We start from the raw sequence: 23,769 nt of genomic DNA, 5'->3' as shown, positions 1-23,769 counted from the left end.
TTTCAGCAGAGAAATTCCGTCACCACAGAATCGAGAAAGCGCCGCCCGAGGGCGCTGGCGCGCAACCGATTTCCCTCCTGCACTAACAGGCCCCGCGCCAGCAGCGTGTCCAGCGCCGGTTGCAACGTGGACAGGGGGAGGCCGGTGCGCGCCGTGTAATCCGCCAGCGCAAAGCCGGCATTCAGGCGCAGTGCATTGAGCATGAACTCCCCCGGCTTTTCCTCATCGCCCAGCCACTGCGGCTGCACGCGCCAGTCACCGGCGGCGGCCAGGTAGGCGTCTGGCTGGCGGCGTTTGGCGTAGCGCAGGATGCGCCCGTCGGGAAAGCTCACTTTGCCGTGCGCGCCGGCGCCTATGCCGAGATAGTCACCGAACTCCCAGTAATTCAGGTTGTGCCGGCACTGCTCACCGGTCGCGGCCCAGGCAGAGACCTCATACGGGTGCAGGCCCGCTGCCTGCAGCCGGTGTTCGCCGGCGTCCTGGATATCCGCCAGTACGTCTTCCACGGGCAGGACGGGGGGTTGCTTGTAGAACACCGTGTTCTGCTCGATGGTGAGCTGGTACCAGGACAGGTGCCCTGTGCGGTAGGCGCTGGCGACGTCCAGGTCAGCCATGGCCGCGGCGGTACTCTGTCCCGGCAGTCCATGCATCAGGTCGAGATTGATCCGGGAAAAGCCCGCGTCACGCGCCGCAGCCACGGCGGCGTGGGCCTGGTCGCTGTCGTGTACCCGGCCCAGCGCAGCCAGCTGTGCATCCTGAAATGACTGTATCCCCAGCGACAGGCGGTTGATGCCGGCGGCGCGAAAACCGGCAAACTTCGCGGCCTCTGCACTGCCGGGGTTGGCCTCCAGGGTCGCCTCGAGGTCGTCCGCCAGCGCCACCCGATCGGCGATGCCGCGCATCAGGCGCTGAATCCCCGCGGCACTGAACAGGCTGGGTGTGCCGCCCCCGATGAACAGGGTCTGCACCACACGACCCTGCACGAAGGGCAGGTCGGCCTCGAGGTCTGCCAGCAGTGAGGAAATGTACTCGGCTTCCGGCAGCGTGCGCGTTTCGTGGGAATTGAAATCGCAATAGGGGCATTTGCGCTCGCACCAGGGCAGGTGCACGTACAGGCTCAGCGGGGGGAGTTGCAGTGCGCCCATCAGCCCGGGGGCGGTGGCAGGCTGCGTTCCAGTGCCGCAACCAGCTGCGCGCAGGCCACTGCGCGGTGGCTTACCCGGTTTTTGGTGCGGGGCGCCAGCTGCGCGGCACTGCAGTTGAACGCCGCTACATGGAACAACGGGTCATAGCCAAAGCCACCGTCGCCCTGCGGCGCTTCGAGAATATGCCCCTCCCAGCTGCCCTGGCAGATAACCGGCGTGGGATCTGTCGCGTGGCGCAGGTAGACAATGACGCACTGGTAGCGCGCACTGCGCTGCTCCCGGGGTACCCCCTGCAGAGCCTCCAGCAGCTTGCGATTGTTGCCCTCATCGCCTGCCCCGGAATAGCGCGCTGAGTGAATGCCCGGCGCGCCCTGCAGCCAGTCCACTTCCAGTCCGGAGTCGTCGGCGATGGCCGGCAGCCCCGTGTGCTGGGCGGCGGCGCGCGCCTTGAGAATCGCGTTCTCGACAAAGGTGAGCCCGGTTTCGGCAACCTCCGGCACGCCGAACTCGGACTGTGCCCGCAGGGTGAAGCCCAGCGGCGCGAGAATCCGTGACAGCTCCGCGAGCTTGCCGGCGTTGCCGCTGGCGAGCACCACTGATTGCGGCAGGCGCGCGTCAGTCATCAGTTGATATACAGCTGGTGGCGATGTTCAAACCGGAAGGTGGTGTCGGAGCCCTCCGGCCGGAAATCGATATCGAAAAACCGCCACTCCTCGTTGATGAAATCAAATTCGGCAATGTAGTAGATGGCGCCGCTTTCCCGCACCTCCAGGAACTCCAGCGGCTGGCCGGTAATCAGGTCGCGGGTATAGCCCTGCAGCAGCATGGGACGAGCCTCGGTGCCGCCATCGACGTGTTCGCGCACGGCGAGGTTGAGAATCCCCCGGTTCTTGCCGCGGGTGATGCCGTAGCTGGCGGCGACACGTGGCTCCAGGAAGGTCGTGTTGACCACGCTGTAATGCAGCTCGTAGCGGCCGAACATTTCCGACTGCTGGGCCAGGGCGGAAGCGGCGAACAGCAGCGCCGCCAGCGCAAGGCAGAGTGTCCTGGTCATTGTTCTCTCCTCAGCGGCTGATGAGATAGATCGCGGTGACGGCGAACAGGTTGGGCCAGGCGCTCGCCAGCAGGGGGCGACGCTGCGTGTTGCCCACCATGTCCCGGGCGAGTATGCGAATGCCGCGTTCTTCGCACAGGGCCTCGAAATCCTTCACCGTACAGAAATGGATATTGGGTGTGTCATACCAGTTATACGGCATAAACCGGGAAACGGGCATACGCCCGCGGGATCCAAGGTACAGTCGGCAGCGCCAATGGGCAAAGTTGGGGAACGTGACGATGCCCTGGCGCCCGATGCGCAGCATGTCCTCCAGCACGCGGTCGGGATAGTGTACGGCCTGCAGGGCGTGCGCCATGACCACCGTGTCAAAGCTCTGGTCCGGGAAATTACTCAGGCCCGCGTCCATGTCCTGTTCAACAATGTTCAGCCCGCGGGCCACGGCGCTGGTGATTTTATCCGGGTCGATTTCCAGTCCCAGGCCGCGCACCTGGCGCTCCAGCGCCAGCCGCTGCAGGAATTCGCCGTTGCCGCAGCCCAGATCGAGGACCTTGGAGCCCGGTGCTATCCAGCGCTGGATGTGGGTCAGGTCCAGGCGCATCAGCAGGCTCCCCGCACGCGCTGCATGTAGGCCCCGAACAGGGCGAGGTAGCGGGGAATCGGCATGAGGAATGCGTCGTGCCCCTCGTTGGCCTCGATTTCCGCATAGGTGACCGGCCGGTCGGCAGCGATCAGCGCGTCGACAATCTCCCGGGACCGGCTGGGTGAAAAGCGCCAGTCGGTGGAAAAGGACAGCACCAGGAAGGCACAGTGTGCCTCGCGGAATGCCGCCACCGGATCGTCGCCGTATTCACGGGCGAGGTCGAAAAAGTCCAGGGCCTGGGTCATCAGGATGTACGTGTTGGCATCAAAGCTGCCGGAGAACTGGCTCCCCTGGTAGCGCAGGTAGCTCTGCACCTGGAATTCGGCGGGTTCTTCACCGCCCAGCTCAAGGCTGCCGGAGCGCAGGTCACGGCCGAACTTGTCGGCCATGGCATCGTCTGACAGGTAGGTGATGTGTCCCACCATGCGCGCCAGCGCCAGTCCCTTCGCGGGCACGGTGTTGCGTGCGAGGTAATGGCCGTCGGCAAACCCCGGGTCTGCCTGGATGGCCTGGCGGGCTATCTCATTGAAAGCGATGTTCTGCGCGCTCAGGCGCATGGCCGAGGCGATCACCACGCAGTGCCGCAGGCGCTGCGGGTAGAGCAGCGCCCAGCGCATGGCCTGCATACCGCCCAGGCTGCCCCCCACCACGGCCGCCCAGCAGTCGATACCCAGCCGGTCTGCGAGACGGGCCTGGCTGTGCACCCAGTCGCGCACCCGCAGGGAGGGGAAGTCCGGCCCCCAGGGCGCGCCGGTTTCGGGGTTGATGCTGGTCGGGCCGGTAGAGCCGTGGCAGCCGCCGAGATTGTTCAGGCTGACCACGAAAAAGTGGTTGGTATCGATCGGCTTGCCCGGGCCGATGCACTCGTCCCACCAGCCGGGCTTGCGATCCTCGGCACTGTGGTAGCCGGCGGCGTGGTGATGGCCGGAGAGCGCGTGGCACACCAGCACGGCATTCGAGCGTGTGCTGTTCAGCGTTCCATAGGTCTCGTACACCAGCTCATACGCGGTGAGCACGCGGCCGCAGGCCAGCGCCAGCGGTTCGTCGAAGCGGGCGCGCTGCGGGGTGACGATGCCGACGCTCGAAGTTTTCACGTGGCCGCGTTCAGAGCCCGATAACCAGTGCTGCCGGCAGGCCCACGGCCGCTGCCATGTGCCCCAGCGCAATCTGGATGACGTTGATCAGGATAAAGACCAGTATGGGTGAGAAGTCGATTCCACCCATGTCCGGCAGCATGCGCCGGAAGGGCGCCATCACCGGCTCCGTCAGCTGAAACAGCAGCAGCAGTGCCGGGTGCCGGCTGCCGGGGGCCACCCAGCTGAGAATGATCATCGCCAGCAGGGCGAAGAAGTAGACATTTACCAGCAGGCCCACAAGCCCCAATACCGACCAGACGAGCAGGGTCAGCACCCCGGGCGGGCCGAAGCCGTTCAGGGCCAGCAACGCCACGATGGCTGCCATTTGCAGCAACAGCGCGAGCAGCAGCGTGGACAGGTCCAGGCCTCGCACACTGGGAATCACACGGCGCAGGGGCAGGACCAGCGGGTTGGTCACCCTGGCCAGGAACTGGCTGACCGGATTGTAGTAGTCGGCCCTGACCAGCTGCAGCAGGAAGCGCAGCAGCATGGCCAGCAGCGCCAGATTGAGTACGGTCTGCAGCAGGTAGGCAAGGATGTCGCTGAGCGCGTTCATGGCGTCTCCTGTTCCGAGTCCGCGGCCATATCTGCGGCGCGCTGTTGCGCAGCCGTCATCGCATGGGCCACCAGGTCCCGCAGCCCCTCGTGCTCAAAACACTCGACGGCGCGCTCCGTTGTACCGCCCGGGCTGGTCACCCGCCGCCGCAGCTCCACCAGATCGACGTCGCTCTCCAGCGCCATGCGCGCAGCGCCCAGGGCGGTCTGCCGGGTGAGCGTTGTTGCACATTCGCGGGACAGCCCCATGCTGCAGCCGGCGTTGATCATCGCCTCCATGAACAGGAAAAAATAGGCCGGGCCACTCCCGGAGAGGGCGGTGATTGCATCCAGCAGGGGCTCAGCGTCGACCCACTCCACCAGGCCGACGGCGCCGAGGATGTGGCCGGCGAGCTCACGCTGGCCTGGCGCCACCTGTGCGTTGGCGTATACCCCGCTGGCGCCGACACCGAGCAGGGCCGGCGTATTCGGCATGCAGCGCACAATGGCGGCGCCTGTGCCCAGCGACTGCTCCATGCTGGCAATGGTGGTGCCCGCTGCAATGGAAATGACCAGCGCCCCGCGCTCGCGTACCGGCGCTGCAATGCTCTCCAGCGCTGCGCGCATGACCTGCGGCTTCACTGCGACAATCACCACATCAGCGTGGGCGCAGGCCTCGGCATTGTCCTGGTAGGTGTGCACCGGGCCCAGCTTGCGCAGGTTGGACAGGCTCTCCGCGGAGGGATCGGCAGCGTGCAGGCGGGTGGCGGGATGACCGCTCTCGAGCAGGCCCCCGATAATGCTGGAAGCCATGTTGCCGGCGCCGATAAATGCGATAACCGCGTTGGTCATAGTCTGTGTGTCGGTTGCTCAGGGAAAGGCCGCAGTATACACGCCGCGGCTGGCCGAAATCATCCGCCCCGCGGCGTTGCGCGGGGCCCGAACAGGTCGGTGCCCACACGCACAATGGTGGCGCCTTCGGCAATGGCCGCTTCGAGGTCGCCAGACATGCCCATGGAAAGCGTGTCCAGCGTGGGCAGCGTTGCCTGTAGCGCTACCAGGGCGTCGCGCAGGCGGGCGAAGGGCTCGCGTTGCCGGGCCAGGGTGTCAGCGGGTGCCGGAATCGCCATCAGGCCGCGCAGCTGCAGCCGGGGCAGTTGCGCCACGGCTGTGGCCAGCGCCAGCAGCTCACTGGGGTCGACGCCCGACTTGCTGTCTTCCCCGGAAATGTTGACCTGCAGGCAGACCTGCAGGTCGGGCAACTGCGCCGGACGCTGCGCACTCAGGCGCTGGGCGATCTTGAGCCGGTCGACACTGTGCACCCAGGCAAAATGCTCGGCGAGGGCGCGGGTCTTGTTGGACTGTATGGGGCCGATGAAGTGCCAGCAGAGGTCGAGCCCGGCCAGTGCCTCGATCTTCGCCAGGCCCTCCTGCACATAGTTTTCACCGAAATCCCGCAGCCCGAGGGCCGCAGCGGCTCGCACCTCCTCTGCATCGCGGGTTTTGCTGACAGCGAGCACGCGTATCCCCTCCGGCGCGCGCTGGCTTTTTTCCGCGCTGAGTCGTACTCTTTCGAGGAGCCTGGCAATGCGTTGAGCGAGATGTTCAGTCTGCATGCCGTAGATGGTAGCGGATTAAGCTACCCCCAGGCGAGTTGAGAATCTTGTGTTGCCGCCCGGCGTGCGGTGCGCAGCAGACTCCGGCGCGTGCGCCGGACCGGCCCAGAGGGAGTGGAACGGTGGATATTACAGAACTTCTCGCGTTCAGTGCCAAACAGGGTGCATCGGATTTGCACCTGTCTGCCGGCCTGCCGCCCATGATCCGTGTTGACGGTGATGTGCGTCGCATCAACCTGCCGCCGATGGATCACAAGCAGGTACACGATCTCATCTACGACATCATGAACGACAAGCAGCGCAAGGACTACGAGGAGTTCCTGGAGACTGACTTCTCGTTCGAGGTACCGGGTGTTGCGCGTTTCCGGGTCAACGCCTTCAACCAGAACCGCGGCGCAGGGGCAGTATTCCGTACCATTCCCTCGAAAGTGCTGACCATGGAAGATCTCGGCATGGGCCCGGTATTCCGCGATATCTCCATGATGCCGCGGGGGCTGGTGCTGGTGACCGGGCCCACCGGTTCCGGCAAGTCAACCACACTGGCGGCCATGGTCGACCATATCAACGACAACAAGTACGAGCACATCCTCACCATCGAGGACCCGATCGAATTCGTGCACGAGAGCAAAAAGTGCCTGGTCAACCAGCGCGAGGTGCACCGCGATACACTCGGCTTCTCCGAGGCGTTGCGCTCGGCGTTGCGGGAAGACCCGGATATTATCCTGGTGGGTGAGATGCGCGACCTGGAAACCATCCGCCTGGCGCTGACCGCGGCGGAAACCGGCCACCTGGTGTTCGGCACGCTGCACACGACCTCTGCTGCGAAAACCATCGACCGTATTGTCGACGTGTTTCCCGCAGCGGAGAAGTCCATGGTGCGTTCAATGCTCTCCGAATCGCTGCAGGCGGTTGTGTCGCAGACCCTGCTCAAGCGCGCCACGGGGGGTCGCGTAGCGGCGCACGAAATCATGCGTGGCACCTCGGCCATCCGCAACCTGATCCGTGAGGACAAAGTGGCCCAGATGTATTCGGCGATCCAGACCGGGCACGCGCTGGGCATGCAGACCATGGACCAGTGCCTCAAGGACCTGGTGGAACGCCGTGTCATTACCCGCGACGTGGCCCGGGAAAAGGCGCGTATGCCGGAAAACTTCTAGAACTCAGGGATTGGAGAGCGGATCATGTTGATTGATGAGTTGTTGCAACGGGTCGTCAAGGAACAGGCTTCCGACGGCTTCATCACGGCGGGTGCACCGCCGAGCATCAAGATTGACGGCCAGATCTACCCGATCAGCAAGACCCGCTATACCGATGAGCAGACCCGCGAGATCGTGCTGTCGACCATGAGCGAGCGGCAGCAGGAAGAGTTCCTGCGTACCCACGAGTGCAACTTTGCGCTGGCCGTGCCGGAGCTCGGCCGCTTCCGGGTCAATGCCCTGGTGCAGCGCGGCAGCATGGGGCTGGTCGTTCGCCGCATCCATACGGAAATCCCCGAGATCGAGGCACTGGGTCTGCCACCGATCATCAAGGAACTGGCCATGACCAAGCGTGGCCTGGTGATCTTTGTCGGCGCCACCGGCACCGGTAAGTCCACCTCACTCGCCGCAATGGTGGGCTACCGCAACCAGAACAGCCGCGGGCATATCATCAGCATTGAAGACCCGATCGAGTTTATGCACGACCACGGCAACTGCCTGGTCACCCAGCGCGAGGTGGGTATCGACACCGAGTCCTTCGACGTGGCGCTGAAGAATACCCTGCGCCAGGCGCCGGACGTCATCATGATCGGCGAGGTGCGCTCCGCCGACACCATGGCCCAGGCGCTGACCTTCGCTGAAACCGGCCACCTGTGCCTCTGCACCCTGCACGCCAACAACGCCAACCAGGCGCTGGATCGCATCCAGAGCTTTTTCCCCGCCGACCTGCACTCCCAGGTGTGGATGGACCTGTCACTGAACCTGAAAGCCATGGTGGCCCAGCAACTGCTGCCGCATAAGGAGGGCAAGGGGCGCACGCCGGTGGTGGAAGTGCTGCTGAACTCACCGCTGATCCAGGACTATATCCGCAAGGGCGACGTGCACCTGATCAAGGACGTGATGGCGAAGTCCACGGAGCAGGGCATGCAGACCATGGACCAGTCCTTGATTCAGGCCTACAAGAGCAACCTGATCAGCCGGGAGGACGCGATCCGCTATGCCGACTCGGCCAACGATGTGCGTCTGATGATCAAGATGTTCGACAAAGGGCAGGCGACGGGTGGTGACGACCTCGACCTGAGTTTCGACGAATCGGATCGCGGCAAGCACATGGGTCGCAAGTAGCGCCTGCAGCGCAGCTCAGGCGCTCTGCCGGTTGAGCCAGGCCTGCAGGATCAATTCTGCGGCGTGACTGTCAACGGGCACGGCGCGGTAGTCGCCACGGTGCCCCCGCTCGCGCTGTTCGGACTTCACCGCGTAGCTCGTCAGGCGCTCGTCACTCATTTCCACAGGTATTCCCAGGCGCCCGTGCAGGCGCCGGGCGAACTTGCGCGCCCGCAGCGCCAGCGGGCTCACGCTACCGTCCATGTTCAGCGGATCACCCACCACGATCAGTCCGGGCTGCCACTCGACCACCAGGGTGTTGATCTGCTCCCAGTCCGGTATGCCATCCCGGGCCCGCAGCACGCAGAGCGGCTGACAGGTGCCGAGCAGGGAGTTGCCCACCGCCACGCCGATCTGGCGCAGGCCATAGTCGAAGGCCAGCAGGGTGCTGCTGCCCGCCCGCGCACCGGGCGGCAGTTCAGGCATGCCCCGCCTGCGCACTGATCAGGTTCATGTCGATGCCCAGCGCCCCGGCCGCCGCCGACATGCGGCGCTGCCAGGGCGTCGCGAACAGGATATCGCTGTCGGCGGGGACGGTGAGCCAGCTGTTGCGGGACAGCTCCTCTTCCAGCTGCCCTGCAGACCAGCCCGCGTAGCCCAGTGCGATCAGGTACTCCTGCGGGCCACTGCCGTCCGCGATCGCCACGAGAATATCGCGCGATGTGGTGAGGGTGATGTCGTCAGTGACTGTGAGACTGGCGTCCCAGTGCTTGCCGGCGCCACGGTGCAGCACAAAACCGTGATCCAGCTGCACCGGCCCGCCGGCCATGACCGGTTCGTCACTGAAGTCGCGGCTGGGCCGGATTTTCAGGTGCTCGAAAATTTCGGCGACGCTCAGGTCGAGGGGCTGGTTGATGACCAGACCCATGGCGCCACTCTCACCGTGCTCGCAGAGGTAGGTGACGCTGTGCGAGAACAGGCCCTCGTTGAGGCTGGGCATGGCCAGCAGGAAGTGATCACGAAGGCAGGCGCCGCTGTTGCTGACGTTGCTGGAAACCGGCATGTGAGTGGGTGTTGACCTCATGGCAACCCGCATCGCCCTTGTGGCGATGCGCTCACCCTGAGCTTAGCCGGTTTTCTTCAAATTGCCACGTCCGGACGATCTCCAGCTTGTCGGTAGTGGCCCTTAACGCGGCGGGAAACGGCGCGAACGGCGCCGCCATACGGACGATTTTCATCGCCGCTTCATCGAGCACCGCGTAACCCGAGGAGCTGAGGATACGAATGTCCTCCAGCTGCCCCTCGTAGTTGATCACGACCAGCAACTGCAGGCTGCCATACAGGCCGTAGCGGATGGAGGCCTCCGGGTAGTACTGGTTGCCCACCGCCTCCACACGCCGGCGCCAGTCGTGCAGGTAGGCCGCATCAATGGCCTCCTTGGCTGAAACAGCACTGAGGCGACGCACCCGGGGCGCGCTGGACCGGGTGTCCCGGTCTTCATCGATATCCAGTTCGGCGCGCTCGTCCTGCAGGCGGGCGGTCAGGCCAACGGGTTGGGGGGCCGCCATCGACACGGCGTCGCGTTGCCGCTCGCGCGCTGCAGCGGTCTGTTCACGACTGTGGCGCGCGCTCAGCGCGGTATCGGCGCGGGTCGCCTCCGACGCATCGCTCGCTTCCCGCGCCTGCGCCTGTTCCGGTGCACCGGAGGTACGCCCCCCCATGCGGTCCTCGTTGGCCGCATCGCCACTGCCCATCTGGCTGAACTGGGCGAGGTGGGTGATGTCCTCCGGGGTCAGTGCACTGCGCTGCTGGGCGAGGGTGATCGCCAGTTGGGGCGCCGGTGGCGTCGGTGGCTCGAAGTCGAAGCCGAGACCGAGCAGGAGAATGAGATGCAGGGCCCCCGCCAGGAACAGCGCGATGCTGAAACGGTTGTCCACCGGCGGAGCGGTTGTTGCGGACATCTGCAGCGTACCCTAGCGGGAGGCCAGCTCCGCGGCAATGCAGTCCATGAGCTGGCCGCCGATGTCGACATCGTAGGCGCGCTCGATTTCCTGGATCCCGGTGGGGCTGGTCACGTTGATTTCGGTCAGGTAGTCGCCAATGACGTCCAGGCCGACAAAATACAGGCCGCGCTCGCGCAGGCTGGGACCCACCTGCTCGGCAATCCAGCGATCCCGCGCGGACAGCGGTTGCGGACGCCCGGTGCCCCCCGCCGCAAGATTGCCGCGGGTTTCACCGACCGAGGGGACGCGCGCCAGGCAGTAGGGTATGGGTTCACCGTTGATCATCAGGATGCGCTTGTCCCCTTCCGAGATCTCGGGAATGAAGCGCTGGGCCATGATCGTGCGCCTGCCGAAATCCGTCAGGGTTTCCAGAATCACATTCAGATTGGGGTCGCCGGGTTTTACCCGGAAAATGGACGATCCGCCCATGCCGTCCAGCGGCTTGAAGATCACATCGCCGTGCTCGGTCTGGAAGGCCTTCAGACGTCGGGTATTGCTGCTCACCAGCACGGGCGGACAGCACTGGGGGAACTGGGTGGCGAACACCTTCTCGTTGCAGTCGCGCAGACTGTGGCAGCGGTTGACGATGAGCGTACCTTGCCGCTCTGCGGCCTCGAGAATGTACGTGGCGTACACGTACTCGTTGTCGAAGGGCGGATCCTTGCGCATGAGAATGGCATCGAGTTCGGCAAGGTCCTGGACATGTGCGTCGCCCAGTGTGTACCAGCTGTCCGGATCACGGAATACGGTCAGGTGCGAGACGCTGGCGCGGGCCTTGCCCTGTTCCAGGAACAGATCGCCGGGCTCCATGTAGTAGAGCTGCCAGTCACGGGCCTGTGCGGCCCAGAGCATGGCCAGGGTGCTGTCCTTCTTGAACTGCACCCGGGAGATGGGATCCATTACAACGCCGATCTTGGTGGTCATCACTGCTGTCCGCAAATAGTGTTGCCGTAAAGTACGCAATGGGTGTGTCCTGCGCAAGCGCAGCAGCGGCCCGCGCTGTTAGCCGGGCAGTGGCATATCGCCCCAGCGGGCCTGCAGCATGGCCAGTGCTGCCAGCGGCGCCGTCTCCGTGCGCAGCACTCGCGGCCCCAGCGCCAGGGGCAGGAAGCCGGCGGCTTCCGCGGCCTCGATTTCGCCTGCACTGAGCCCGCCCTCGGGCCCGACCAGCAGGCTCAGTGACGCGGGAGGGGCTGCGGCGGCGGGCAGTGCGACGGCGCGGTGGTGCAGCACCAGTCGCTGGTCGTCCGTGCAGTTGCCCAGCCAGGTGGGCAGCGTCTCTGGCGCGAACACCTGCGGCAGGCAACTGCGGCCGGACTGTTCACAGGCACTGATGGCTATCTGCTGCCAGTGTTGCAACTTGCGTGCCTCCCGCTCCCCGCGCAGGCGCACCTCGGTGCGCTCGGTATACAGGGGAGTGATGGCGGCCACGCCCAGTTCAGTGGCTTTCTGTACCACCCAGTCCATGCGCTCCCCGCGCGAGACACCGATGCCCAGGTGAATACGCAGCGGGGACTCCGGCAGACCGGGCTGCGCGGGTTCCAGCATCACCGTCACGGCGCGTTTGTCCGCTGCCAGGATGGTCGCTGGAAAATCGCTGCCGCTGCCGTCGAACAGGCAGACCGCCGCGCCGGGGCCCATACGCAACACCTTGGCCAGGTGTTGGCTGGGGCCGGCCTCCAGGGTCACACTGCTGCCGCCGGCAAGTGCCTGCGCCGTGAAAATGCGTGGTATCCGCATCGCTGCGCCCTACAGCCCCAGGTTGTTGCGAATCTGCCGCGTCGGCTCTATCTGGTTCATGGTGTAGAAGTGCAGGCCCGGCGCACCGCTTTCGAGCAGGGTCTGGCACAGCTGGGTCACCACGTCGATACCGAACTGCCGAATGCTCTCCTGGTCGTTGCCGAAGCCCTCTATGCGCTGGCATATCCAGCGCGGGATTTCGGCGCCGCAGTTGCGTGAAAAACGCGCCAGGTTGGCAAAGTTGGTGATGGGCATGATGCCCGCGACGATGGGCTTGTCGATACCGATGGCGGCGCACTGGTCGAGGAAGTAGAAGTAGGACTCGACATTGTAGAAGTACTGGGTGATGGCGCTGTTGGCACCGGCATCCAGCTTCTCCTTGAGAAAGCGCAGGTCGCTGTCGTAACTTTCAGCCTGCGGGTGGATTTCCGGATACGCAGCCACCTCGATATGGAAATGGTCCCCCGTGTGTTCCCGGATAAACGACACCAGCTGGCTGGCGTACACCAGCTGGCTGGCGCCCCCCATGCCGGAGGGCATGTCGCCGCGCAGGGCCACCAGACGACGCACGCCCATCTCCCGATAGCGCTGCAGCAGGTCGCGGATGGTGTCTTCACCGTCGCCACCGAAGCTCAGGTGCGGCGCGACGTCAATGTCGCGCTCGCGCAATGCCGCTACCACGCCGAAGGTGCTGTCGCGTGTCGACCCGCCGGCGCCGTAGGTGACCGAAAAGAAACCGGGGTCCAGCGCCTGCAGGGCGGGGGTAGTCCGCTCCAGCAGGGCTGTTTTTCCGTCCGCCGTCTTGGGCGGGAAGTACTCGAAGCTGATGGTGGGCATGGCGCGCCTAGTACTTGTAGCTGTCAGGCTTGAAGGGGCCTTCCTGCTTGACGTTGATGTACTCGGCCTGCGCCTTGGTCAGCCTGGTAATGACGCCACCAAAGCCCGCCACCATGTGTGCAGCCACTTCTTCGTCGAGTTTTTTCGGCAGGACTTCCACACGCAGCGCCGCGGCTTTCATTTCCGGCTCCAGGTTGGCAAAGCGGCGTTCGTAGAGGTAAATCTGCGCCAGTACCTGGTTGGCGAAGGAGCCATCCATGATGCGCGAGGGGTGGCCGGTCGCATTACCCAGGTTCACCAGGCGGCCCTCGGACAGCAGAATCAGGTAGTCACTGCGGGTGTCGTCCCGATAGACCTTGTGCACCTGCGGCTTCACTTCTTCCCACTGCCAGTTGCGGCGCATGAAAGCGGTGTCGATTTCGTTGTCGAAGTGGCCGATGTTGCAGACCACCGTGCCGCTTTTCAGGGCGCGCAGCATGTTCTCGTCGCAGACGTTGTAGTTGCCGGTGGTGGTGACCAGCAGATCCACATTGCCCAGCACATTCGTGTCTATGCAGTCAGCGGCGCCGGTGTTGACGCCGTCGATGAAAGGCGACACCACTTCGTAGCCATCCATGCAGGCCTGCATGGCACAGATCGGATCGATCTCCGTGACACGCACGATCATGCCCTCCTGGCGCAGCGACTGCGCAGAACCCTTGCCCACGTCGCCGTAACCAATGACCAGTGCCTTCTTGCCGGCCAGCAGGTGGTCGGTGCCGCGCTTCACAGCATCGTTCAGGCTGTGGCGACAGCCGTACTTGTTGTCGTTCTTGGACTTGGTGATGGAGTCATTGACGTTGACCGCGGGAATCTTCAGCTCGCCGCGCGCCAGCATCTCCTGCAGGCGGTGCACGCCGGTCGTGGTTTCCTCGGTGACTCCGTGGATGTGGTCCAGCATCGCGGGGTATTTCTGGTGCAGCATGGCGGTCAGGTCGCCGCCATCGTCCAGCACCATGTTGGCGTCCCAGGGCTTGCCGTCCTTGAGGATCGTCTGTTCGAGGCACCATTCATACTCTTCCTCGGTTTCGCCTTTCCAGGCGAACACCGGTATGCCAGCCGCGGCGATCGCGGCAGCGGCGTGGTCCTGGGTGGAGAAGATGTTGCAGGACGACCAGCGCACTTCGGCGCCCAGTTCGATCAGGGTTTCGATAAGCACTCCGGTCTGGATGGTCATGTGGATGCAGCCGAGGATCTTGGCACCGGCCAGCGGCTGGCTGGCGCGGTATTTTTCGCGCATGGCCATGAGGGCCGGCATTTCGGTCTCGGCGATCTCGAGCTCGCGGCGGCCCCAGTCGGCGAGGGAAATATCGGCGACTTTGTAGTCGGGCTTGTTGTCGAGTTTGGTCACTGTGCTCATGGTCATGTCCTTCTTGCTGGTTGATTCGATTGCTACTTGTTTGTGTTTCGTGTTTCTGGCTTGGGCGCGCTGTCGTGCGGCCCCACCTGCCCTCCGCCGCGGGCGGCCCGGTCGGGCGGCCGTTGGCTGCCCTCACTGCGGCCCCTGCTCCGGGCCCCGCCCCGACGCGCTTCCTGCGCGACGGGGCTTTCCGGCACATCCCTGTGCCTACAGGCCCTGCGCAGGGGCCTTCGTTCGGCGCCCTCTACGGTCCTTCCCCGCGGCGGAGGGCAGGCGGGGCCGCTCGGGTAACTGCTAAATCGACGTCCTCGCCAGTACGTCACCATCGGGCCCGATGTGGCACCCAAGTGAGGCGCGGCGGTCGGGCAGGGTTTGCGGGACTGTCTGAAACAGGGATGTTTCAGCCAAGCCTACAGGGACGTATTCACGGCGTGTCCCGCAAACCCTGCCCGACTGCCGCGCCGGCCTAACAGCGTCCTATCGACTCACGCCTGCGGGACCGTCTGACCCGCCCGAGTCACATCGCCCTGCGCAACACCTCCGCCTTGTCGGTTCTCTCCCAGGTGAAATCCGCGTCTTCGCGGCCAAAATGGCCATATGCAGCAGTTTTACGGTAAATCGGCCGCTTCAGATCCAGCATGTCGATAATGCCCCTCGGGCGCAGGTCGAAATGCTCGCGCACCAGCTTCACAATGCTGGCATCAGACAACTTGCCGGTGCCGAAGGTGTTGATCGAGATCGACGTCGGCTCAGCCACCCCGATCGCGTAGGACACCTGGATCTCGCAGCGGTCCGCCAGACCGGCGGCGACGATATTCTTGGCCACGTAGCGACCGGCGTAGGCGGCGGAGCGGTCGACTTTTGACGGGTCCTTGCCAGAGAAGGCGCCGCCACCGTGGCGCGCCATGCCGCCGTAGGTATCGACAATGATCTTGCGTCCGGTCAGTCCGCAGTCGCCCACGGGCCCGCCGATGATAAACACCCCGGTGGGGTTGATGTGGTAGCGGGTGTCGGCGCTGAGCCACTCTGCGGGCAGCACTTCCTTGATGATGAGGTCCATGACCGCCTGGTGAATGTCGGCCTGGCCGATGCTTTCATCGTGCTGGGTGGAGAGCACCACGGCGTCGATGCCGACGGGCTTGCCGTTCTCGTAGCGCAGGGTCACCTGGCTCTTGGCATCCGGGCGCAGCCAGGGCAGCGTGCCGTGCTTGCGCAACTCGGCCTGGCGCTCGACGAGGCGGTGTGCGTAGTAGATCGGAGCGGGCATCAGCGTGTCGGTTTCATTGGTGGCGTAGCCGAACATCAGGCCCTGGTCACCTGCGCCCTGCTCCTTTTCATCGCTGGCATCTACGCCCTGGGCGATGTCCGGGCTCTGTTTGCCGATGGCGTTGAGCACCGCGCAGGAGGCACCGTCGAAGCCCACCTTTGAGCTGTTGTAGCCAATATCCAGCACCACGTTGCGCACGACATCTTCCAGGTCAACGTAGGTCTTGGTGGTCACTTCGCCGGCAATCACGACCATGCCGGTCTTGACCAGGGTCTCCACGGCGACACGCGCGTCGGCATCGTCGGCGAGTATTTTGTCCAGAATGGCGTCGGAGATCTGGTCGGCCATCTTGTCGGGGTGCCCTTCGGACACTGATTCGGAAGTAAAAATCGCGTACTCGCTCATACCGTGGTTCCTGTTGCTGTGTGTGGGTGGCCGAAGAGGCGCACCTGTATCTGAAATCCGTTGCGCTGCGCCAGGTAAACGCTGGCAATGTCGCTGAGGCCGGCATCGCTGGCCCATGCCGCGAGGTCTTCGGGGGCGAAGCCCAGCCAGAGATCACCGCAGTTTTCCCGCGCCCAGGCCTGGTCGTGGCGGCAGAGATCCGTGACCAGCACCACGCCACCCGGCGCCAGGCAGGTGGCGATGTCACGCAGGATCTGCCGGGGCTGCGGGGTGTGGTGCAGCACCATATTGATCACGACGCAGTCCGCCTGCAGGCTCGCCAGCCGCTCGTGGCCGGTGTCGCCGTGCACAAATTCAATGTTGTTCAAGCCTTTCGTGGTGGCGCGGGCTCGCTCGAGCATGGCGGCGGCATTGTCCAGCGCGACCACATGGTAGAACCGGGGGGCCAGGGTGAGCAGGAAACCGCCGTCCCCGGGGCCCACTTCCAGTGCCGTGTCGAAGCGGCGCAACGGCGCATCCCGCAATACCTGGGCGACGGTGTCGGCATATTGCTCGTAGCTGGCGATGAGGTCCTGCTGCTGGCGGAATTTGTGTGCGTTGTCGCGGAAGAAGTGGCGTGAATTGGTCTCCCGCTGGCGCTGCACCTGCTGCAGCCGCTGTTCCAGCACGGGCGGCAGGGGCACGGCGTCCAGGGCGTCGAAGAGCTGCTGCTGCAGGGCCTCCAGGCCGGGTTGCTGGCCGAGCTCGCTGCGCCGGTAGAAAATGGAATTGCCCTCCCGCCGTGACGCCACCAGCCCCATGCCGGAGAGCACCTTGAGATGGTGGCTCAGCGCGGGCTGCCGGGTCGCAAACAGGGCACAGAGTTCGGATACGGCGAAGGAGTCGTTGCGCAGCACTCGGAGGATCTGCAGGCGCAGGGGATCTGCGCTGGCCTTGCACAGGTTGGCCAGGGACTCGATGCGCGCGTCAGGGCTGGTATCGCGCGCAGGGGATTGTGTGCTTGCAAGTAGCATGGCGGCGGAGTGTAGCAGGCCCTGCAATCTATATCAAAAATAATTGATATAGATTGCCAATCCGTTCCGGCCGGGCGCACTGGCGCGCAATATGTTGGTGATTTGTTTGCCGTAGGCCGCTGCTTACGCGAAAATAGCGCCCCTTTGTTCACCGGCCCCAGCGCCCAGCCCACGGAGCATGCCAATGCCATCCCGCCTTGAACTCGCCAACGCCATTCGTGCCCTCAGTATGGATGCTGTCCAGCGCGCCAACAGTGGTCACCCCGGTGCGCCGATGGGCATGGCAGATATCGCCGAGGTCCTCTGGAACGACTTCCTGCAGCACAATCCGGCGAACCCACAGTGGCCCAACCGCGACCGCTTTGTGTTGTCCAACGGCCACGGCTCGATGCTGATCTACTCGCTGTTGCACCTCAGCGGGTACGAGCTGCCCATGGAGGAGTTACAGAATTTCCGCCAGCTGCACAGCCGCACGCCGGGGCATCCCGAGTACGGTTATGCCCCGGGGGTGGAGACGACCACCGGGCCGCTGGGCCAGGGCATCAGCAACGCGGTCGGCATGGCGCTTGCCGAGAAAGTGCTGGCGGCGCAGTTCAACCGCCCCGGACACACCGTGGTCGATCACTACACCTATGCCTTCCTCGGTGACGGCTGCCTGATGGAGGGTATTTCCCATGAGGCCTGCTCCCTCGCCGGCACGCTGGGCCTGGGCAAGCTGATTGCGTTTTATGACGACAATGGCATCTCCATTGACGGCGAGGTGGAGGGCTGGTTCACCGATGACACACCGGCACGGTTCCGTGCCTATGGCTGGCAGGTGATCCCCCGTGTGGACGGCCACGACCCGGAGGAGGTGCGCCAGGCGATCGAAACCGCGCGGGCCGAACAGGGTATGCCCACGCTGATCTGCTGCAAGACCATCATCGGCAAGGGTGCGCCGAACAAACAGGGCAAGGAATCCTGCCACGGCGCTCCCCTCGGCGCGGACGAAATTGCCGCGGCCCGCGAGGCCCTGGCTTGGACGCATGCCCCCTTCGAGATCCCCGAGGCGATCTACGGCGGCTGGGACGCGCGGGCCGCGGGTGCAACGCGGGAGCAGGCCTGGGAGGCGAGCATGGCCGCCTACGCAGCGGCGTTCCCCGAAGAGGCGGCGGAACTCCGCCGCCGACTGGCGGGAGAGCTGCCGGCGGAGTTCCCGGCCCGCGCCCAGGCGTGGATAGACCAGTGCCAGGCCGAGGGCCAGAGCATCGCCTCGCGCAAGGCATCACAGAACTGCCTGAGCGCCTTCGGCCCGCTACTGCCGGAGCTGCTCGGCGGTTCGGCGGATCTCGCCGGCTCCAATCTGACCCTGTGGCAAGGCGCGCAGGGCATCACCCGGGAGGACGCCTCCGGCAATTACGTGTACTACGGCGTGCGCGAGTTTGGCATGTCCGCCATCATGAACGGCGTTGCCCTGCACGGCGGGTTCGTGCCCTACGGCGCGACCTTCCTCATGTTCATGGAATATGCGCGCAACGCCGTGCGCATGGCGGCCCTGATGAAGCTGCGCAGCATCTTCGTCTACACACACGATTCCATCGGCCTCGGCGAAGATGGCCCGACGCACCAGCCGGTAGAGCAGCTTACCGCCCTGCGCGCGACACCCAACCTGCACACCTGGCGGCCCTGCGATACCGTTGAGTCCGCGGTGTCCTGGAGCGCTGCCCTGCAGCGCACGGCGGGCCCCACCGCCCTGGTCTTCTCGCGCCAGAACCTGGCCCACCAGGCGCGCACCCCGGCCCAGGTGGCGGCTATCGCCCGCGGTGGTTATACCCTGGTGGACTGTGAGGGGCACCCCGAGCTGATCCTCATCGGCACCGGTTCGGAGCTGCAGCTCGCCGTGGAGGCCGCCGAGCGTCTCGCGGCGGCAGGACGTCGTGTGCGCGTGGTGTCGCTGCCCTGTGCAGAGCTGTTCATGGAGCAGGATGCCGCCTACCGCGAGGCAGTACTGCCCAGCGATGTGCTGGCACGGGTCGCCGTAGAGGCCGCCCACGCCGACTACTGGTACAAGTTCGTCGGCCTCGATGGGCGCATCGTCGGCATGACCAGCTTTGGTGAGTCTGCGCCGGCCGCGGATCTCATGGCGTATTTCGGTTTCACGGTGGATGCCGTGGTTGCTGCCGCAGACGAGGTCCTGTCGGGAGACTGAGGCTGTGCTGCGTCTCGCCATCAATGGCTATGGCCGCATCGGGCGCAGTATCCTGCGCGCGCTGTATGAGGGGCGGCAGCGGCAGCACATGCAGATCGTCGCCATCAATGAGCTGGCCGACGCGCGCACGGTGCTGCACCTGACGCGCTACGACAGTACACACGGTCGCTTCACCCTGCCGCTGACCGGCGCTGTGGGCGAAATGAATATCGACGGCGATCGCATCGCCCTGCTCAGCCAACCGGATGTCGCTCGCCTGCCCTGGGCGCAACAGGGCGTAGACCTGGTGCTTGAATGCACTGGCGCTTTCAGCGACCGGGCAACGGCGGAGCTGCACCTGCGGGGCGGCGCCGGTCGGGTGTTGTTCTCGCAGCCCGCGCAAATGGACGTGGACGCCACCGTGGTCTTCGGTGTCAACCACGAGACCCTGCTGCCGGAGCATCGCATCGCCTCGGCGGCATCCTGTACCACCAACGGCATTGTGCCGGTGATCGACGCGTTGCACCGGGCCCTTGGGGTGGAAAGCGGCACCATTACCACCATCCACTCGGCGATGAACGATCAGCCGGTACTGGATGCCTACCACCATACCGACCTGCGTAAAACCCGCGCCGCGTCACAGTCGATTATTCCCGTGGATACCGCACTGGCGCGGGGCATCGAACGGATACTGCCGGAGCTGGCCGGGCGCTTCACGGCGCAGGCCCTGCGCGTGCCCACACAGAACGTGTCGGCGATGGACCTGACCGTGCAGGTCATGCGCGATACCACCGAGCAGGAGGTGAACCGGATCCTGCGCGATGCTGCGGCGAGTGCCTACCACGGGGTGCTGGGTTTCACCATGGAGCCGCTGGCGTCCTGCGACTTCAACCACGACCCGCGCTCAAGTATCGTAGACGCCAGCCAGACCCGGGTCAGCGGTCGGCGCCTGGTGAAGGTGCTCACCTGGTTCGACAATGAATGGGCCTATGCCAACCGCATGCTGGATGTGGCTGCCTGCTGGGGCGGCTGCGAATTGACTGATTGCGCAGGAGAGCAGACATGAAGCGGATGACCGATATCGACCTCGCCGGCAAGCGCGTGCTGATTCGCGAGGACCTCAACGTGCCGCTGAAAGCCGGCGAAGTGAGCAGCGATGCGCGCATACGCGCGGCGTTGCCGACGCTGCAGCAGGCACAGGCGGCGGGGGCGAAAGTGCTGGTGATGTCGCATCTGGGGCGTCCGGAGGAAGGCGTATTTGCCGAGGAATTCTCCCTGGCTCCGGTCGTGCGGCGTCTGTCGCAACTGCTGGGTCAGCCGGTGTCTCTGCTGCAGGACTGGCAGCAGGGCGTGACCCTCGCTGATGGCGAGATCGCACTGTTGGAAAACGTACGCTTCAATGCCGGCGAGAAAAAAGACGACGAAGCGCTGTCGCGTGCCTACGCGGCGCTGTGTGATGTGTTCGTCATGGATGCATTTGGCACGGCCCACCGCGCCCAGGCTTCGACACACGGCGTGGCCCGCTTTGCCCCCATTGCCTGTGCTGGCCCCCTGCTCGCCGCGGAACTGGAAGCGCTGGACAGGGCGCTGGCCAACCCGGCCCGTCCCCTGGTGGCGATTGTCGGGGGCTCCAAGGTGTCTACGAAGCTGACGGTTCTGGAAACCCTGGCCGACAAGGTGGATCAACTGGTGGTCGGCGGCGGTATTGCCAACACCTTCCTCGCCGCAAGCGGTCTACCGGTGGGCAAGTCGCTGTGCGAACACGACCTGATCCCTGCGGCACAGGCGCTGATGCGCAAGACGCATATTCCCCTGCCTGCAGACGTCGTCACCGGCAAAGCCTTCTCCGAATCCGCCGTCGCGGAAACCAAGCCGGCCAGTGCCGTGGCCGACGATGACATGATTTTCGATATCGGCCCGCTGGCTGCGGCAGCCATCAGTGACATTCTGGCCCAGGCGGGTACCATCCTGTGGAATGGTCCGGTGGGCGTATTCGAATTCGACCAGTTCGGCGGAGGCACAGAAGCGCTGGCCCGCGCCATCGCCGCGAGCCCGGCATTTTCCCTGGCCGGTGGCGGCGATACGCTGGCGGCAATCGACAAATACGGCATCGCCGACCAGGTCTCCTACATCTCCACCGGTGGCGGCGCGTTCCTTGAGTATGTCGAGGGCAAAACGCTGCCCGCGGTGGCCATTTTACAACAGCGCGGGGACGAGGCCTGAGGGCGCACCTGCACCAGAACCCATCGAGGATAGAGCTATGGCACTTATCAGTATGCGTCAACTGCTGGACCACGCCGCAGAGTATGGCTATGGCGTGCCCGCGTTCAACGTCAACAACCTGGAGCAGACCCGCGCCATCATGGAGGCCGCTGACGCCACCAACTCGCCGGTGATCATGCAGGCCAGTGCGGGCGCGCGCAAATATGCCGGCGCGCCGTTCCTGCGTCACCTGATCCAGGCGGCCATCGAGGAGTTTCCCCACATTCCCGTGGTGATGCACCAGGATCACGGGGTGTCTCCCGCCGTTTGCCAGCGCTCCATCCAGCTGGGTTTCAGTTCGGTGATGATGGACGGCTCGCTGGGTACGGACGGCAAGACACCCATGGATTACGACTACAACGTCGACGTAACCCGTCGCGTGGTCGAAATGGCCCACGCCTGCGGCGTATCGGTCGAGGGTGAGCTGGGCTGCCTCGGTTCGCTGGAAACGGGGCAGGCCGGCGAGGAAGACGGTGTCGGCGCAGAGGGCACCCTGAGCCATGAGCAGATGCTCACCGATCCCGAAGAAGCGGCGGCCTTTGTTGCCGCCACCAGCGTCGATGCACTGGCAATCGCCTGCGGCACCAGCCACGGTGCCTACAAGTTCAGCCGGCCCCCCACCGGCGATATCCTGGCCATCGACCGGATCAAGGAAATCAATGCACGTATCCCCAACACTCACCTGGTGATGCACGGGTCGTCTTCGGTACCGCAGGAATGGTTGGCAATCATCAATGAGTTCGGCGGCAATATCCCGGAAACCTATGGCGTTCCCGTGGAGCAGATTCAGGAAGGCATCCGCCACGGCGTGCGCAAGATCAACATCGACACCGACCTGCGGCTGGCATCGACCGGCGCCGTGCGCCGTTTCCTGGCCCAGAATCCCGCTGAATTCGACCCGCGCAAATTCCTCGCGGTGACCACGACGGCCATGAAAGAGATCTGCGTGGCGCGCTACGAAGCCTTCGGTACCGCCGGCCACGCCGACAAGATCAAGGTGCGTTCACTCATCGCCATGCAGGAGGCGTACGACGCCGGCGAGCTGGGGCCGCAGCCTCGGTAGATGCCCCGCGACGTGGCCCTGGATGCCGCAAGCTTGCAGGCCCTGCGCGCTGCCTTGCCGCGCTTCGGGGAAGAAGCCCGGGTACCCGGGCTGGACCGCTACCTGACGTTCTACGGGCTGGCATTCAGCCGGGAATATGCCGCCTGCCGACACCGGATAGGGCGTGTTGCCTCCGGCCGCTACGCACTCGCCACCCAGTGCTGGGAGCTGCCCGGTGCACGCCACACCCTGTTGCTCGTGCACGGCTTTCTCGACCACGTTGGCCTGTACCGTCATATCATCGGGCATGCCCTGGCGCGCCAGTGCAATGTCATCGCCTTTGACCTGCCCGGGCATGGTCTGTCGACGGGAACGCCGACGGCAATCAATGATTTCAGCGAATACGCCGATGCCATCCAGGCTGTACTCCATGCCGTCGACCTGCCGCGCCTGCCGTTGCAGGTGGTGGGCCAGAGCACGGGGGGCGCGGCGCTGGTCGCCTATGCCCGGCAGTGCACTGCCTGGCCCTTCACCGGCACGGTACTGCTGGCACCGCTGTTGCGTCCTGCCGGCTGGCAGCGCGTGCGCGCGGCCCACGCGCTCCTCCACCGCTTTGTTGACTGCGTGCCGCGCGGCTTTGCACAGAATTCCTCTGACGCGGATTTTCTTGCCTTTGTGCGCGCCGATCCACTGCAGTCGCGGCGCATCCATGTGAGCTGGGTCGGTGCCCTGCGCCGCTGGCTGGCGGAGCTGCCCATTGCCGATCTCGGCGTGGGGCCGGCGCTGCTGGTACAGGGCGATGCGGACGGTACGGTGGACTGGCGCTTCAACCTGCCGCGTTACGGCCAGCTGTTTCCCGGGCTGCGTATCGAGCTGCTGCACGGTGCCGGGCACCAGCTGGCGAACGAGTCCGAGACGTTGCGTGCGCGCTATCTGCGGCAGGTGGATCGGTATCTGGGGTGGGGTTGAGTTCTGTGGCCTGTCATTATGAGTGCCTTGAAGTCGGCTCTGGGGGTGTTGGCGCTCTCGAGGGCACGCCGTAAACCCCTCCATGGGGGCTTGATGAAAACATCCGTGTTTTCAACAGCCCTCGAGAGCGCCAACACCCCCAGAGCCTGGCTTGGGTGCTTCGCAGAGCTCGGTGTTTGGCAACCAGGAGTTTTCTAAAGAAGTGAGGGGCGCGAGGCGGGGGCGGCAGGGCCGGAC

General features: G+C 64.9%; 24 protein-coding genes. 7 read left to right on the top strand and 17 right to left on the bottom strand.

The genetic code is table 11. The features are described from left to right. Nucleotides 1-2: 2 nt before the first annotated feature. The 8 genes from hemW to AACZ17_RS05205 are packed head-to-tail and all read right to left on the bottom strand — an operon-like array spanning nucleotide 3 to nucleotide 6,128. Nucleotides 3-1,145, bottom strand: coding sequence for a radical SAM family heme chaperone HemW (gene hemW / locus AACZ17_RS05240; RefSeq protein WP_290740553.1), 1,143 nt, complete (start codon nucleotides 1,143-1,145; stop codon nucleotides 3-5). Next, a complete protein-coding gene (rdgB, locus tag AACZ17_RS05235) occupies nucleotides 1,145-1,768 on the bottom strand; it encodes an RdgB/HAM1 family non-canonical purine NTP pyrophosphatase (protein WP_290740550.1) in 624 nt (207 codons plus the stop codon). The genes hemW and rdgB overlap by 1 nt, the downstream gene beginning before the upstream one ends. Beyond that, nucleotides 1,768-2,199: a DUF4426 domain-containing protein gene (locus AACZ17_RS05230; RefSeq protein ID WP_290740548.1), complete on the bottom strand. Its 432-nt coding sequence runs from the start codon at nucleotides 2,197-2,199 to the stop codon at nucleotides 1,768-1,770. The genes rdgB and AACZ17_RS05230 overlap by 1 nt, the downstream gene beginning before the upstream one ends. Before the next feature lie 10 nt (nucleotides 2,200-2,209). Further along, nucleotides 2,210-2,800, bottom strand: coding sequence for a methionine biosynthesis protein MetW (gene metW, locus AACZ17_RS05225; RefSeq protein ID WP_290740545.1), 591 nt, complete (start codon nucleotides 2,798-2,800; stop codon nucleotides 2,210-2,212). Continuing rightward, nucleotides 2,800-3,936 (bottom strand): homoserine O-acetyltransferase, encoded by a 1,137-nt coding sequence (locus AACZ17_RS05220; RefSeq protein WP_290740542.1) that lies wholly within the window; start codon nucleotides 3,934-3,936, stop codon nucleotides 2,800-2,802. The genes metW and AACZ17_RS05220 overlap by 1 nt, the downstream gene beginning before the upstream one ends. 10 nt (nucleotides 3,937-3,946) lie before the next feature. Next, a complete protein-coding gene (locus AACZ17_RS05215; protein ID WP_290740539.1) occupies nucleotides 3,947-4,534 on the bottom strand; it encodes a YggT family protein in 588 nt (195 codons plus the stop codon). Then, the gene (gene proC / locus AACZ17_RS05210) at nucleotides 4,531-5,364 is read right to left on the bottom strand and encodes a pyrroline-5-carboxylate reductase (RefSeq protein WP_290740537.1); all 834 of its coding nucleotides are present in this window, start codon (nucleotides 5,362-5,364) and stop codon (nucleotides 4,531-4,533) included. The genes AACZ17_RS05215 and proC overlap by 4 nt, the downstream gene beginning before the upstream one ends. A gap of 59 nt (nucleotides 5,365-5,423) precedes the next feature. Beyond that, a complete protein-coding gene (locus tag AACZ17_RS05205) occupies nucleotides 5,424-6,128 on the bottom strand; it encodes a YggS family pyridoxal phosphate-dependent enzyme (protein ID WP_290740534.1) in 705 nt (234 codons plus the stop codon). Nucleotides 6,129-6,250: 122 nt separating this feature from the next. Here AACZ17_RS05205 and AACZ17_RS05200 point away from each other — a divergent pair, with 122 nt between their 5' ends. Beyond that, complete coding sequence (locus AACZ17_RS05200; RefSeq protein WP_290740531.1) at nucleotides 6,251-7,285, top strand: type IV pilus twitching motility protein PilT; 1,035 nt, start codon at nucleotides 6,251-6,253, stop codon at nucleotides 7,283-7,285. Between the two features lie 24 nt (nucleotides 7,286-7,309). Beyond that, nucleotides 7,310-8,449 carry a PilT/PilU family type 4a pilus ATPase gene (locus tag AACZ17_RS05195; RefSeq protein ID WP_290740528.1) on the top strand — a complete coding sequence of 380 codons (1,140 nt, stop codon included), beginning with the start codon at nucleotides 7,310-7,312 and terminating at the stop codon, nucleotides 8,447-8,449. Between the two features lie 15 nt (nucleotides 8,450-8,464). Here AACZ17_RS05195 and ruvX read toward each other — a convergent pair whose 3' ends face one another. The 9 genes from ruvX to AACZ17_RS05150 all read right to left on the bottom strand — a co-directional run bounded on the left by ruvX (nucleotide 8,465) and on the right by AACZ17_RS05150 (nucleotide 17,092). Next, a complete protein-coding gene (gene ruvX, locus AACZ17_RS05190) occupies nucleotides 8,465-8,914 on the bottom strand; it encodes a Holliday junction resolvase RuvX (RefSeq protein ID WP_290740525.1) in 450 nt (149 codons plus the stop codon). Beyond that, on the bottom strand, nucleotides 8,907-9,491 hold the full coding sequence (locus tag AACZ17_RS05185) for a YqgE/AlgH family protein (protein ID WP_290740522.1): 585 nt from the start codon (nucleotides 9,489-9,491) through the stop codon (nucleotides 8,907-8,909). Before AACZ17_RS05185 ends, ruvX begins: the two co-directional genes overlap by 8 nt. A 52-nt stretch (nucleotides 9,492-9,543) precedes the next feature. After that, the gene (locus AACZ17_RS05180; RefSeq protein WP_290740519.1) at nucleotides 9,544-10,389 is read right to left on the bottom strand and encodes an energy transducer TonB; all 846 of its coding nucleotides are present in this window, start codon (nucleotides 10,387-10,389) and stop codon (nucleotides 9,544-9,546) included. Nucleotides 10,390-10,401: 12 nt separating this feature from the next. Further along, on the bottom strand, nucleotides 10,402-11,355 hold the full coding sequence (gene gshB / locus AACZ17_RS05175; RefSeq protein ID WP_290740516.1) for a glutathione synthase: 954 nt from the start codon (nucleotides 11,353-11,355) through the stop codon (nucleotides 10,402-10,404). 78 nt (nucleotides 11,356-11,433) lie between these two features. Beyond that, a complete protein-coding gene (locus AACZ17_RS05170; RefSeq protein ID WP_290740513.1) occupies nucleotides 11,434-12,171 on the bottom strand; it encodes a 16S rRNA (uracil(1498)-N(3))-methyltransferase in 738 nt (245 codons plus the stop codon). Nucleotides 12,172-12,180: 9 nt separating this feature from the next. Next, nucleotides 12,181-13,008 carry a methylenetetrahydrofolate reductase [NAD(P)H] gene (metF, locus tag AACZ17_RS05165; protein WP_290740510.1) on the bottom strand — a complete coding sequence of 276 codons (828 nt, stop codon included), beginning with the start codon at nucleotides 13,006-13,008 and terminating at the stop codon, nucleotides 12,181-12,183. Between the two features lie 7 nt (nucleotides 13,009-13,015). After that, the gene (ahcY, locus tag AACZ17_RS05160) at nucleotides 13,016-14,407 is read right to left on the bottom strand and encodes an adenosylhomocysteinase (RefSeq protein ID WP_290740508.1); all 1,392 of its coding nucleotides are present in this window, start codon (nucleotides 14,405-14,407) and stop codon (nucleotides 13,016-13,018) included. 517 nt (nucleotides 14,408-14,924) lie between these two features. Then, the gene (metK, locus tag AACZ17_RS05155; RefSeq protein WP_290740505.1) at nucleotides 14,925-16,079 is read right to left on the bottom strand and encodes a methionine adenosyltransferase; all 1,155 of its coding nucleotides are present in this window, start codon (nucleotides 16,077-16,079) and stop codon (nucleotides 14,925-14,927) included. After that, a complete protein-coding gene (locus AACZ17_RS05150; protein ID WP_339637848.1) occupies nucleotides 16,076-17,092 on the bottom strand; it encodes a metalloregulator ArsR/SmtB family transcription factor in 1,017 nt (338 codons plus the stop codon). The genes metK and AACZ17_RS05150 overlap by 4 nt, the downstream gene beginning before the upstream one ends. A 184-nt stretch (nucleotides 17,093-17,276) precedes the next feature. Here AACZ17_RS05150 and tkt point away from each other — a divergent pair, with 184 nt between their 5' ends. The 5 genes from tkt to AACZ17_RS05125 are packed head-to-tail and all read left to right on the top strand — an operon-like array spanning nucleotide 17,277 to nucleotide 23,532. Then, nucleotides 17,277-19,280, top strand: a complete 2,004-nt coding sequence (tkt, locus tag AACZ17_RS05145; RefSeq protein ID WP_290740499.1) for a transketolase — start codon at nucleotides 17,277-17,279, stop codon at nucleotides 19,278-19,280. A 4-nt stretch (nucleotides 19,281-19,284) separates the two neighbouring features. Then, complete coding sequence (locus tag AACZ17_RS05140) at nucleotides 19,285-20,325, top strand: glyceraldehyde 3-phosphate dehydrogenase NAD-binding domain-containing protein (RefSeq protein ID WP_290740496.1); 1,041 nt, start codon at nucleotides 19,285-19,287, stop codon at nucleotides 20,323-20,325. Further along, nucleotides 20,322-21,482 carry a phosphoglycerate kinase gene (locus tag AACZ17_RS05135; RefSeq protein ID WP_290740493.1) on the top strand — a complete coding sequence of 387 codons (1,161 nt, stop codon included), beginning with the start codon at nucleotides 20,322-20,324 and terminating at the stop codon, nucleotides 21,480-21,482. Before AACZ17_RS05140 ends, AACZ17_RS05135 begins: the two co-directional genes overlap by 4 nt. 37 nt (nucleotides 21,483-21,519) lie before the next feature. Further along, a complete protein-coding gene (gene fba, locus AACZ17_RS05130; protein ID WP_290740490.1) occupies nucleotides 21,520-22,584 on the top strand; it encodes a class II fructose-bisphosphate aldolase in 1,065 nt (354 codons plus the stop codon). After that, the gene (locus AACZ17_RS05125; protein WP_290740487.1) at nucleotides 22,585-23,532 is read left to right on the top strand and encodes an alpha/beta hydrolase; all 948 of its coding nucleotides are present in this window, start codon (nucleotides 22,585-22,587) and stop codon (nucleotides 23,530-23,532) included. Nucleotides 23,533-23,769: the final 237 nt, after the last annotated feature.

Origin of the sequence: uncultured Haliea sp., assembly GCF_963973825.1 — a bacterium.
Classification (GTDB): Bacteria; Pseudomonadota; Gammaproteobacteria; order Pseudomonadales; family Halieaceae; genus Haliea.
Note: the sequence above shows the minus strand (reverse complement) of the source record. Positions and strands in the feature narration are given on the sequence as shown.